We start from the raw sequence: 12,966 nt of genomic DNA, 5'->3' as shown, positions 1-12,966 counted from the left end.
TTGTAAGACATATTTTAGTATGCAAAATTCTATGAAACAGGAACCCTGTGACTTTAGTCATGGGAGGTTCAGACAAAATGGAAAGCTATTGAAGTAGATTCAAATGTTTTTTATAGGTCAAGTGATATATATCAGATGTATGCATACATAACAACCTATGAAAATGCAAAAAGATGCATATTGTTATATCCTTGTATTCAAAAGGATAAAAATTATAGTTCTTGGAAATTATCAGAATCATTTAAAGGTAAATTTATAGAAGCAAAAACTGTGAGATTAGATGATGTGAAAAACACAAAAGATGATTTGAAAAAAATAATTTTTAATTATAAATTTTAGAAATAAGAATTATAAAAATAATAAAAATACTTTAAAAAAGGGTAAATATAACTCTATATGTATAGAAAAATTTCTGATGTATAGAAAAAAATTTATAAAAATCTTAAATTTAAAATTTTGAAAAGCATTTATATGTAAAGTGTGGCATCGCAATTGCTTGTTTAATATAAGATGCGTGTAAGATTAAGAAAGTATATCTACTAATTTGAGATTTGGTAGATATACTTTTTATTAATCTTAACTTGAAAAATAAAATATTATTAAATTATAACTAAACTTTTCTGTTATGATATAATTAAATAGATAATTTGAAGGATTATTATATAGAATACTTATTTGGAGTTGATATTTTATGGACAAACACAGTGATTCAGTAATGTATGGTGGAATGGAAGTATACAATATTTGGGGGACAACAACAGTAGACTCTATAATTGGAGATTCTGATGTAATGTGTGCTCTAAAAAATAGAATTCGCAAAATTGGAAATAGCGATTCTACTGTAGCTATAACTGGAGAAAGTGGTACTGGAAAAGAGTTAATAGCAAGGGCCATTCATCTCGCAGGAAATAGAGGGAATAAAACATTCGTTGCTATAAACTGTGCTGCTATACCAGAACCTCTACTGGAAAGTGAACTTTTTGGATATACAAAAGGAGCTTTTAGTGGAGCAGATTCAAAAGGTAAGATTGGTAAATTTGAATTGGCCAATGGAGGAGTCGTATTTTTAGATGAGATAGGAGACATGCCAATTCAACTACAATCGAAGTTATTGAGAGTATTACAGGAAAAGAAGTTTACGAGAATAGGCTCAAACGAACTGATTGATATAGATGTTAGAATCATATCGGCTACTAATAGAGACTTATTTGAATTGGTTAAAGAAAATAAATTTAGAGAAGACTTATACTATAGATTAAATGTAATACCTTTAGAAGTACCTCCACTTAGAGAAAGAGGAGATGATATACAAATATTAATAAACAATTTTATAGATAAATATTCCAGAAAGATGAAGAAAAATGTATACCATATAGAACCAGATGTAGAGCAAATGTTGCTTAAATATCCTTGGCCAGGGAATATTAGAGAGTTGGAAAACACTATAGAATTAGCCTTAAATCTCCTTGAAGAAGATGGCATAATACACAAAGGTATAATAAATAGAAAGATAATTGAATATTTTAAGCGAAACAATATAAATATAAAACTACTTGAGGAAAATGACTATGAGATAAGTATGGAACAAGAGATACTTACGCTTGAAGAGTTTGAAAGAGCATATATAAAGAAAGTGTTGAAGTTTTATGGTAATGATACTAAGTCTAAAAAGTTAGCTGCTAAAAAACTTGGAATATCATTAGCTACTTTATACAGAAAAATAGATGTATAATAATTAACTTTTTAATTCTCAATTCTAAAAATTGAAATTATAAAATTGATAAAAAACACTTGGAAAATAATTTTCCAAGTGTTTTTTTGTGTAATAGTATTTTATTATCCAAAAATAAAAAAAATTTAAAAGAATTAAAAAAAATAAATGCTTTATCAAATTATCAAATACTAACAAATATAATAAAATTTATATGTGTAAAACAATTCTGTTAAAAAATTGGCATTATAATTGCTTCATAGTAAATTGAGATGACAAAATAAAAAAAGAAAGGATGTTGTATGAGATAATAATAACTGTCATTAAAAAATAGTTGGGAGTGATAACCTTGAGTAAATATCAAAAGAGTGTCTCTATGTTTGATATTGATGGAAGGCCACCAATTTTAAAGTGTCTGCCACTATCAATGCAACATATATTAGCAATGATAGTTGGAACTGTTACAGTACCTATAGTCGTAGGAGGAGCTGTGGGTGTTAGCCCTACACAAATAACGCTTTTAGTCCAATATGCATTAATAATAGCTGGCATATCGACACTTATACAACTATATCCAATAGGAAATATTGGTTCAAGATTGCCTATAATTTTTGGAGTTGGATTTACTTACGTACCAACACTTGTAGCAGTTGGAGGAAATTACGGATTAGCAAGCATTTTGGGGGCACAACTAATAGGGGGAGTTGCTACAGTATTAATAGGATTATTTATAAAAAAGATAAGAAGATTTTTTCCTAATATAGTTGCAGGAACAGTAGTGTTTACAATTGGATTATCTTTATATCCTATAGCAATAAATTATATGGCAGGTGGTGTAAATAGCCCTACTTATGGCTCTATGCAAAATTGGGCAGTAGCAGCTATAACACTAGTGGTAGTTATAGGTCTTAGTCAATTTGCAAAAGGGTATGCAAAATTGGCAGCAATATTTTTGGGAATTATAGTTGGATATTGTGTATCTTTAGTTTTGGGCATAATAAATTTTGACCCTATTAGAGAAGCAGCTTGGTTTGCAGTACCTAAACCACTTGAGTTTGGATTGGAATTTGATATACCTGTAGTAATATCAGTAGTAATTGTAAGTATAATCAATGCTGTTCAAGCAATTGGAGATTTATCAGCTACTACAATGGGAGGTATGGACAGGGATATTACAGATAAAGAATTATCAAGTGGAGTAGTAGGAAGTGGAATTTGTACTATGATAGGAGCTTTGTTTGGAGGTTTGCCACCATCATCATACAGCCAAAACGTGGGGATGGTAGCTATGAACAAAGTAATAAGTAGATTTGTGCTTGGAATAGCTGGTATATTTATGTTATTGTCGGGGTTTGTACCTAAATTTGGTGCATTAATGACTACTATACCATATTCAGTTTTGGGAGGAGCTACAATATCTATATTTAGTATGATAACAATGACAGGTATAAAGTTAATTATTACAGAAGAGTTGTCATCAAGAAATATTACCATTGTTGGTTTGGCAATTGCTTTAGGCATGGGAATAACATCAGTCCCAGCAGCCCAAGAGGCATTTCCTTCATTTGTAAAATTAGTATTTGGAGAATCTCCAATAGTAATCGCAACATTGGTTGCATTCATTTTAAATCTAATAATACCAAATAAAAGTCTAGAGGATGAGGCTAAAGAAAGAGCTGTTATGGAAGAAGCCAATTAAGATATAATAATTTGAAAGGGTTGTTTAAATTATTTATTATGAGGTTGTTAGATTATTTTTGATAGCTATTCATTTTAATAAAAAATTTATCAAAGAAATGTATATCAGACAATTAATATTTATTCAAAAAGAAAATCGGGGAGGGTATATTAGAAAATTTGTTAATTTTTTATAAAAATAGCTCAGTTTAGCTGTGTTTATCGGTTGAGCAATAAATTCATGGTCATAAAAATATTTATAGAAAATAATTATAAAAATATTTAGTCAAGATATTTATGTATGGGAGGATTTATTTTATGAAAACACGTAATACTTCAAAATATGATGTCGATGGGATACCACCACTAAAGGAATCAATACCTTTAGCTTTACAACATCTGTTAGCAATGATAGTAGGAAATATGGTACCAGCGATATTAATAGCAAACGTGGTAGGACTTAACCAGGGGCAAGCGACAATGCTGATTCAAGGCTCTATGTTAGCGGCAGGTTTGGCAACGTTTTTACAATTATATCCAATACCTTTATTTAAAGGATTTAAGTTAGGTTCAAGATTACCTGTAATGATGGGAATGAGTTATGTATTTTTAGGAGCATGTCTTTCAGTAGCAGCTAAGGATGGTTTAGCAGCTCTATTTGGAGCACAGATTGCTGCTGGGGTAATCGTATTCTTTGTAGGATTTGGAGTTAAGAAAATTAGACATATATTCACTTCAATAGTTTCTGGAACTATAATAGCATGTATGGGACTTGGATTATTTGCAACAGCTATAAAGAATTTAGCAGGTGGAGAAGGGGCAGAAACATTTGGAAGCCCAATAAACTTTATAGTGGGAGTTATAGTTGCTTTTGTAATAATAATGATAAATAAATATGGTAAGGGTCTAGTAAAAAATTCTTCAATATTGATAGGAATATTAGTAGGTTATGCTATATCTTTAGTTTTAGGATTAGTTGATTTTTCAGCAGTTCAAGGAGCAGCCATAGTATCTTTACCAACACCAGCAGCTTTTGGATTAGAGTTTAGACCAGAGTTAATAGTAATGTTTACTATTATTTACATAATAGGTATAGCTGATATGATGGGTGCATGTACAATAGCTACAATAGGTGCAATGGATAGAGAGGTAACTGACGAAGAGTTATCATCAGTTGTTTTAGGAAATTCTATAACTTCTATAATTTCATCATTATTTGCAGCTCTTCCAACTGGAGTATTCAGCCAAAACACAGTAATCGTATCTATGAATAAAGTTACAAGTAGATTTGTAATAGCACTTGGTGCACTTGTATTATTACTAGCAGGAATATCTCCAGCATTAGGTGCAATAATGACAACTATACCATCTTGTGTTGTTGGTGGAGCAACTTTAGTAGTATTCTCATCAATAGCAATGTCTGGTTTCTCTATTATGAGTATGGATGGATTTACTGAAGAAAACAATCTTATAGCAGGAGTATCTATAGCAACAAGTATGGGTCTTACAACTGCACCACAAGTTTTAGACCAATTCCCAGCAACAATTGGAACTGTCCTTGGAGGGTCAAGTATAGTTTCTGGAGCAATAATAGCTATATTACTTCAGACATTATTTAAATTAAAATCAAATAAAAAGTCTGAAAACGTTACTTCAAACCTTGAGGAAAATATTGGATAAATGTATTAGATATGATATGAGAAAGCCATATGATAAAATGTTGTAATAAAAGTATTAATAAGGGGGATTTAAGATGATTGATATACTAATAAAAAATGCAATAGTTGTTACAGTTAATAAAGATAGAGAAGTCATATTTGATGGAGCAATAGCTATTCAAGGTGATAGAATTTTAGATATGGGAAACACAGCTGATATTGAGCCTAAGTATCTGGATGCTAAAAAGGTTATAGATGCTAATGGAAAAGTTATATTCCCTGGCTTTATAAATACTCATAATCATTTATTCCAAGTATTATTAAAAGGTCTAGGTGATGATATGGCACTTCATGAGTGGCTAAATACAATGATGTTTCCGTCAGCAAAATTCTTAACAGAGCAAGATACTTATGATGCTGCAATGCTTGGATGTATGGAAGGTTTAAAAAGTGGTATAACTACAATGGTTGATTACATGCATACACACAATAGACCTGGACTTACAGATGGAATAGTAAAAGCGTATAAAGATTTAGGAATAAGAGGCGTTGTAGGTAGAGGCTGTATAGACTTAGGTATTCATAAAGAGCTTATAGAAGATGTGGAAACGGTTGAAAAGGATTTAAGAAGGGTATTTGAAAAATATCATAACTCAGAAAATGGAAGAATAAAAATTTGTGTAGCACCTTCTTCAATGTGGGCTATATCTGAAGAAATGGGTAAAATGCTTTGGAATATAGTTAAAGAATATGACTCATATTTTACAGTTCATATATCTGAAACAGAATTTGCAAGAACAGCAACAAAAGATATACATGGAGAAATAGATATAAAATTACTTGAAAAATGGGGTATAGTAGGTCCAGAAGTTGTAGCAGTACATTGTGTATGCATAACTGATGAAGACATGGAAATGCTTAAAAAGTATGATATAAAAGTTTCTCATAATGTTGCAAGTAATATGTATCTTGCCTCTGGAGTTGCACCTGTTCCAGAAATGTTAAAACAAGGAATAAATGTAAGTTTAGGTCTTGATGGTGCAGCAAGTAATAATGCACAAGATATGGTAGAGCTTATGAAACTAACAGCTTTACAACACAAAGTGAATAATTGTGACCCTCTTGCAATTTCTGCAGAAAAAGTTCTTGAAATGGCTACAATAGAGGGAGCAAGAACTCTTAGAATGGAAGATGAAATAGGTTCTTTGGAGATTGGAAAAAAAGCTGACTTAGTAATATTTAACTCAATGCTTTCTCCAAAATCAATACCTCTTCACAATCCTGTATCAACTTTGGTATACTCAGCTAGCATGCATAATGTAGAAAGTGTTCTAGTTGATGGAAATGTAATACTTGAAAATGGAAAAGTAACTACAATCGAAAGTGAAGAACAAGTATTATTGAATGCACAACATGCAGCAGAAGAATTATGTAAGAGAGCTAATGTAACTAATAGAATGGAAGGGCATAAGTGGAATAGCTTATACTAATATTAAAATAAGATTGTAATAATATTCTATTACAACATTAGTTTATCTGTAGGAGGAGAAAATGGAAAAAATAAAATTAAATATTAATGATTACATGTATGAAATAGAAATTGAAAATAATGAAACTCTTTTGCATGTACTTCGTGAAAAATTAAATCTAACTGGAGCGAAACAAGGTTGTAATAGTGGCAGTTGTGGAGCATGTAAAGTTTTGATAGATGGAGTTGACGTAAAATCTTGTAAACTTCTTGCAAGAAACTGCGAAGGTAAAGTTATATACACTATAGAAAGTTTTGCTAATGGGGAAAATCTTCATCCAATACAAGAAGCTTTTATAGAGGTTGGAGCTGTACAATGTGGGTATTGTACTCCTGGTATGATTATAACTACACAAGCTCTTTTAAATAGAAATACATCTCCTAATGAAGATGAGATTAGAGAGGCTTTTAAAGAAAATCTCTGTAGATGTACAGGATATGTGAAAATTATAGAAGCTGTAAAATTATCTGCAGCTAGATTAGGGGGTAGATAGTTATGGAAAAGGTAATAGGAAAATCATACCCTCTAAAAGATGCAGCTTTAAAAGTTACTGGTCAAATGAAATATGTGGCTGATATGAAACCACAGAATGTGCTTCATGCTAAAATGCTTTTAAGTCCTGTAGCACATGCAAAGATAAAAAGTATAGATATAAGTGAAGCAGAGAAAGTAGTGGGTGTTAGAGCTATAGCTACTCATCTTAACACATCACAAAGAAAATACAATGGTTCTTTGAGATTCTATGAACATAATATACCTGAAAACGAAGTTATATTTTCAGATACAGTTAGATTTGTTGGTGACCGTGTTGCAGCAGTAGCAGCAGAAACACCAGAAATAGCAGAAAAAGCTGTAAAGCTTATAAAAGTAGAATATGAAGAATTACCAGCTGTATTTACTATACAGGATGCAATAAAAGAAAATGCTATATGTATACATGGGGATTCAAATATAGTTTCCCAAAACAACATAAATGGAGGAGATGTAGAAAAAGGATTCAAAGAATGTGATTATATATTTGAAGATGAATACTCTACTCCAGCAATACATCATAGTGCAATAGAGACTCACAGTGTAATTGCACACTATGATTATAATGATAAGTTAACTGTACATACACCTTGCCAAAATACATTTGGATTTAGAATAATACTATCTCAAATTTTTGGGATGTCACTAAATAAAATAAGAGTTATAAGACCTGCTATTGGAGGTTCATTTGGTGGAAAATTAGAACTTACAATTGAACCAGTAGCAGCAGCATTATCAAAAATGACTAGAAGACCAGTTAAAATGGTTCTTACAAGAAAAGAATCTATGATATCAACAAGAACTCGTCATGGGTCTTTTGTAAAATTAAAAACTGGTGTAAATAAAGATGGAGAAGTAATAGCACAAGATATAAAAATATATACAAATACAGGAGCATATGCATCAAGTGCTTTAAATGTTATAGGTGCACTTAGCCATAAAGTATTTAAAGTTTATAAAATACCAAATATAAAATTTACTGGAATGCCTGTATATACAAATACACCAATAGCTGGAGCTATGAGAGGTTATGGTTCACCTCAGATATTCATGGCTCAACAGGCTCAATTTGCTAAAATAGCTAAGGAAATAGGAATGGATTTAGTTGATTTTCAAAATAAAAACGCAGTAGAACCAGATGATGTTGATATAATTTTCCATGGTTCTCTTGGAAATCCTAGAGTATTGGATTGTATAGAACAAGGCAAAAAAATGTTTAAGTGGGACGAAAAGAAGAATCTTCCAAAAGAAGAAGGAAAATATTTAAGAGGTATAGGTATGGCAATAGGTGCACATGGTAATGGAGTTTTTGGTGCACATAGGGATGTTGTTACATTGACTCTTAAATTAAATGAAGATGGTACATTGACACTACTTACAGGAGCACATGATATGGGTAATGGTGTTGTAACTATGCAAACAATGATGGTAGCTGAAGTTTTAGGAATAACACCTGATAAAGTTGAAACATTTGAAACTGATACTGATGCATGTACATTCAATCTTGGAGATTATGCAAGTAGAGGTGTATTTGTAGAAGGTGGAGGAGCTAAAAAAACAGCAGAGAAATTAAAAACACTTATATTAGAAGAAGCAGAAAAATTACTTGAAACATCAAAAGAGGAATTATATCTAGATGGTGGATATGTAATTAGTAAACTTGATGAAAATATCAAAGCATCATTATCTGATGTTGCAGTATATAGTCAAAGTAAGTCTTTAAGAGAATTAACTGTTGTTGAAGACTATTCTTCTCCTGCAGGACTTACTTCATATGGTGTACATTTTGCTGAAGTTTTAGTAGACAAAGAAACTAAAGATATCAAAGTGGTTGATTTTGTAGCTGTGCATGATGTTGGTAGAGTTATAAATCCTCTAAACTTAGAAGGTCAATTAGAAGGTGGAATTCACATGGGTCTAGGTTACGCATTGAGTGAAGAGTTAGCATTTGATGAGCAAGGTAGACCTAAAGCTACTGATTTTAAAACATATAAATTATTTAGAACTGTAGATATGCCAAAGTGTCAAGTTGCATTTGTAAATGGTTATGAAAAAGCTGGACCTTTTGGTGGTAAAAGTATTGGAGAATGTGCTGTTGTACCAGTTGCACCAGCTGTTGCAAATGCAGTATACAATGCAACTAATGTAGAAATACATTCATTACCAATAAAATTAAAGTAACAGAAGTTAAGGTAGAAATGACAATTTATTATATTTGTAAATGGATAATAAAAATAGATTTATTTGATGAGGAGATATTGTTATGGCAAAGATATTAGGTATCTGTGGAAGTCCACGTAAAGGAGCAACAGAATATGCAGTATTAGAAGCTTTGAAAGAAGCTGAAACTATACCTGGTATAGAAACTGAGTATTGGTCAGTTAGAGGGAAAAAAATAAGTCCTTGTGTACATTGTGATGCATGTATAAGAAAAGAGACTATGTGTATTATAAAAGATGATATACAAGAATTAGAGCAAAAAATATTAGAAGCAGATGGAATTATAGTTGGTTCTCCAGTATATGATATGAATATAACTGCTCAACTTACAGCAGTATTTAACAGACTTCGTCCTATGTATTTAGTTCATCCAGGAAAGCTTCAAAATAAAGTTGGAGCAGCTATAACTACTGGTGGAACTAGATATGGTGGTCAAGAGCTTACAAAACTTCCTATAATAAATTTCTTCCTAATGCATGAAATGTTAGTATCTGGAGGTTTAGGTGGTTGTTATATAGGTGGGACAATATGGAGTAAAGATGGAAAAGCAAAAGGTGCACAAGAAGACGAAACAGGTATGGATACTATAAAAAGACTTGGAAAAGGAGCAGCAGAAGCTGTTATGGTTTCTAAGTTTGGTCTTGAAAAATGGAATGTTGTAAAAGAGGAATTAGATGTTAAGAAAGATGAAAAATCACCTCTTAGAGACCATTAAAAACTTATTAGATTATGAATATGTAAATAGTGATGTAATAGATTATTACATCACTATTTATGTTTTAATTTAGATTTTATAAGTTAGGTATTAAAAAATATACAAACAGAGGATTTTAAGATTTATTTTTAAATTTTAAAAATGAGAATTAAAAAGTGAGAAGATAGAAAAGGTTTTTCATTTATTAAATTCTACACACATTGTATGAATTAAAGGTAGATAAGAAAAAACAATAAAAGCATTGCAATTTCTATATTAAGCAGTCATAGAAAAATATCCAACATATATTTAGTATTGGCATGTTAATTGCTTATATATTAAAGTATAAAAATTTAACAATAATTTGGAGGTATTTTAGATGTTAAAAGAGATTAAATGGAAAGTAAATAATTTGCCAAAAGGTGACAAGGAAAATTGTATTAAATTCTTAAATGAAGAAGAAATAACTAAGGTTAGAAATTTTCATAAAAGCTTTCCTCAATATAAAGAAACTCCATTAGCAAACCTAGAAGGTTTAGCAAAAAAATTAGGAGTTGCAGGAGTATATGTTAAAGATGAATCTTATAGATTTGGATTAAACGCATTTAAAGTTTTAGGTGGCTCTTACTCTATGGGTAAATATTTAGCTCAAAGATTAGATACAGATATATCTGAATTAGGATATGACAAATTAACTTCAGATGAAATAAAAGAAAAATTAGGAGAAATAACTTTCTTTACAGCTACAGATGGAAATCATGGTAGAGGAGTTGCTTGGACTGCTAATAAATTAGGTCAAAAATCTGTTGTATTAATGCCAAAAGGTTCTTCTGAGTTTAGATTAAATAAAATTAAAGGAGAAGGAGCAGATGCTAGTATAACAGACTTAAACTATGATGATGCAGTAAGATTAGCTAATGATTATGCAGAAGCTGATGACCACGGAGTAATGGTTCAAGATACAGCATGGGATGGATATGAAGAAATTCCAGCATGGATAATGCAAGGATATGGAACTATGGCTCAAGAAGCGATAGAGCAATTAAAAGAATATGGAGTAGATAGACCAACACATGTATTTGTGCAAGCAGGGGTTGGTTCACTTGCTGGAGCAGTTCAAGGATATGTTGCTTCAATATACGATGAATGCCCAATAACAGTAGTAGTAGAAGCTGATGAAGCTGATTGTTACTATAAATCAGCAGAAGCAGGAGATGGAAAACCAAGATTTGTTGGAGGAGATATGCCAACTATAATGGCTGGTCTTGCTTGTGGAGAACCAAATACTATAGGATTTGAAGTATTAAAAAATCATGCTGCAGCATTTGTTTCAGCACCAGACTGGGTTTCTGCTAAAGGTATGAGAACATTAGGTAATCCTTTAAATGGAGATGCAAAGGTAATCTCTGGAGAATCTGGAGCAGTTACAACTGGTCTTTTAATAGCAGCTATGGAAAGAGAAGATTTAGCAGACTTAAGAAAAGATTTAAAATTAGATGAAAATTCAAGAATACTTTTAATAAGTACAGAAGGAGACACTGACCCTGATAAATACAGAAGTATAGTTTGGGATGGAGAATATCCAAGTATATAAATAATGATTAAAATATCATTATTAAGTAGCAATTTACATATTTAGAAAATATATAAATTCTAAAATTTAGAAAGTATATAACATATAATACATACATTATAAAAAATCTAGGGGGATAATGAAATGTTAAATGAACAAAGAAAACAAGAAGTAACTGAAATATGTCAAAAATTAATTCAAAATCCTAGTTCTTCTGGAAATGAAGAAGGCGTTGTAAAAGCAATAGAAGAATCTTTTGCAAAATTAGGTTTTGACAGTTGGTCAAGAGATAGATATGGAAATATAGTAGGATGCATAAAAGGAAACAAGCCAGGTAAGAAAATATTATTTGATGGTCATATAGACACAGTTCCAGTTCCAGATGAAAGTAAATGGAGCGTTCCTCCTTTTGAAGGAAAAATAGTAGACGGGAAAATATATGGTAGAGGAACTTCTGACATGAAAGGTCAATATACAGCCATGATGTCAGCAGTTGCATACTTTGCAAAAGATACTAACAAAGATTTTGAAGGTGAATTATACGTAGCAGGAGTTGTTCATGAAGAAATATTTGAAGGAGTTTCAGCTAGAGAAATAAGTAAAGCTGTTGAGCCTGATTATGTTGTAATAGGTGAATCTTCAGAATTAAACTTAAAGATTGGTCAAAGAGGTAGAGGAGAAATAGTAGTAGAAACTTTTGGTAAACCAGCTCACTCTGCTAATCCAGAAAAAGGTGTAAATGCAGTTTATAAAATGGCTAATGTAATCCAAAAGATACAACAATTAGTACCTCCAACTCATCCAGTTTTAGGTGATGGAATACTAGTTTTAACAGATATAAAATCTTCTCCATATCCAGGAGCTTCAGTAGTGCCAGATTACTGTAAAGCAACTTTTGACAGAAGATTATTAGTTGGTGAAACAAGAGAAGGAGTATTAGCTCCAATACAAGCATTATTAGATGAAATGATGAAAGAAGACCCAGAGTTAAATGCAAAAGTTTCTTATGCAGTTGAAAAAGCTGATTGTTATACAGGAAATACTATAGAAAGTGAAAGATTCTTCCCAGGTTGGTTATATGATGAAGAGGATGAATTTGTTCAAGCAGCATATAAAGGATTAAAAGAAGCTGGAATAGATTCAGAAATAACTCAATACTCATTCTGTACAAATGGAAGCCACTATGCAGGTGAAGCTGGAATAAAGACAATAGGATTTGGTCCTTCTAAAGAAAATCTTGCTCATACAATAGATGAATATATTGAGCAAGAACAATTATTTATAGGAACAGAAGGCTACTATGGAATATTAAAATCTGTATATGGAAAATAATATTTAGTTCACAATAAATTATTTAAATATAGTCTAGAGGT

Annotated in this window: 10 protein-coding genes and 1 pseudogene; all 11 read left to right on the top strand. The window is 31.2% G+C overall.

From position 1 onward, the window contains the following. Positions 1–87: 87 nt before the first annotated feature. Positions 88–132: pseudogene (locus tag ACTG46_RS11445) on the top strand (hypothetical protein); the annotation flags it as partial. 3 nt (positions 133–135) lie between these two features. After that, a complete protein-coding gene (locus tag ACTG46_RS11440) occupies positions 136–339 on the top strand; it encodes a hypothetical protein (protein ID WP_479922842.1) in 204 nt (67 codons plus the stop codon). 352 nt (positions 340–691) lie between these two features. Beyond that, a complete protein-coding gene (locus ACTG46_RS11435; protein ID WP_054276890.1) occupies positions 692–1,732 on the top strand; it encodes a sigma-54 interaction domain-containing protein in 1,041 nt (346 codons plus the stop codon). A gap of 355 nt (positions 1,733–2,087) precedes the next feature. Beyond that, positions 2,088–3,410 carry a uracil-xanthine permease family protein gene (locus ACTG46_RS11430; protein ID WP_176702529.1) on the top strand — a complete coding sequence of 441 codons (1,323 nt, stop codon included), beginning with the start codon at positions 2,088–2,090 and terminating at the stop codon, positions 3,408–3,410. Positions 3,411–3,706: 296 nt separating this feature from the next. Further along, on the top strand, positions 3,707–5,068 hold the full coding sequence (locus tag ACTG46_RS11425; protein ID WP_054276888.1) for a uracil-xanthine permease family protein: 1,362 nt from the start codon (positions 3,707–3,709) through the stop codon (positions 5,066–5,068). A 73-nt stretch (positions 5,069–5,141) separates the two neighbouring features. Next, a complete protein-coding gene (locus ACTG46_RS11420) occupies positions 5,142–6,536 on the top strand; it encodes an amidohydrolase family protein (RefSeq protein ID WP_054270554.1) in 1,395 nt (464 codons plus the stop codon). 61 nt (positions 6,537–6,597) lie between these two features. Continuing rightward, positions 6,598–7,068, top strand: coding sequence for a (2Fe-2S)-binding protein (locus ACTG46_RS11415; protein WP_054270553.1), 471 nt, complete (start codon positions 6,598–6,600; stop codon positions 7,066–7,068). 2 nt (positions 7,069–7,070) lie between these two features. After that, a complete protein-coding gene (locus ACTG46_RS11410; RefSeq protein ID WP_054270552.1) occupies positions 7,071–9,287 on the top strand; it encodes a xanthine dehydrogenase family protein molybdopterin-binding subunit in 2,217 nt (738 codons plus the stop codon). A gap of 82 nt (positions 9,288–9,369) precedes the next feature. After that, the gene (locus ACTG46_RS11405) at positions 9,370–10,041 is read left to right on the top strand and encodes a flavodoxin family protein (RefSeq protein WP_054270551.1); all 672 of its coding nucleotides are present in this window, start codon (positions 9,370–9,372) and stop codon (positions 10,039–10,041) included. Between the two features lie 358 nt (positions 10,042–10,399). Beyond that, positions 10,400–11,614 carry a diaminopropionate ammonia-lyase gene (dpaL, locus tag ACTG46_RS11400; RefSeq protein WP_054270550.1) on the top strand — a complete coding sequence of 405 codons (1,215 nt, stop codon included), beginning with the start codon at positions 10,400–10,402 and terminating at the stop codon, positions 11,612–11,614. Positions 11,615–11,737: 123 nt separating this feature from the next. Beyond that, on the top strand, positions 11,738–12,925 hold the full coding sequence (locus tag ACTG46_RS11395) for a YgeY family selenium metabolism-linked hydrolase (RefSeq protein WP_284182022.1): 1,188 nt from the start codon (positions 11,738–11,740) through the stop codon (positions 12,923–12,925). Positions 12,926–12,966: the final 41 nt, after the last annotated feature.

This window comes from Clostridioides sp. LIBA-7678 (assembly GCF_056716065.1).
Note: the sequence above shows the minus strand (reverse complement) of the source record. Positions and strands in the feature narration are given on the sequence as shown.

Bases quoted from the DNA above. Each gene is read 5' to 3' on its own strand.
- ACTG46_RS11440 (WP_479922842.1), top strand. From the start codon at position 136: ATGTATGCATACATAACAACCTATGAAAATGCAAAAAGATGCATATTG.
- ACTG46_RS11435 (WP_054276890.1), top strand. From the start codon at position 692: ATGGACAAACACAGTGATTCAGTAATGTATGGTGGAATGGAAGTATAC.
- ACTG46_RS11430 (WP_176702529.1), top strand. From the start codon at position 2,088: ATGTTTGATATTGATGGAAGGCCACCAATTTTAAAGTGTCTGCCACTA.
- ACTG46_RS11425 (WP_054276888.1), top strand. From the start codon at position 3,707: ATGAAAACACGTAATACTTCAAAATATGATGTCGATGGGATACCACCA.
- ACTG46_RS11420 (WP_054270554.1), top strand. From the start codon at position 5,142: ATGATTGATATACTAATAAAAAATGCAATAGTTGTTACAGTTAATAAA.
- ACTG46_RS11415 (WP_054270553.1), top strand. From the start codon at position 6,598: ATGGAAAAAATAAAATTAAATATTAATGATTACATGTATGAAATAGAA.
- ACTG46_RS11410 (WP_054270552.1), top strand. From the start codon at position 7,071: ATGGAAAAGGTAATAGGAAAATCATACCCTCTAAAAGATGCAGCTTTA.
- ACTG46_RS11405 (WP_054270551.1), top strand. From the start codon at position 9,370: ATGGCAAAGATATTAGGTATCTGTGGAAGTCCACGTAAAGGAGCAACA.
- dpaL (WP_054270550.1), top strand. From the start codon at position 10,400: ATGTTAAAAGAGATTAAATGGAAAGTAAATAATTTGCCAAAAGGTGAC.
- ACTG46_RS11395 (WP_284182022.1), top strand. From the start codon at position 11,738: ATGTTAAATGAACAAAGAAAACAAGAAGTAACTGAAATATGTCAAAAA.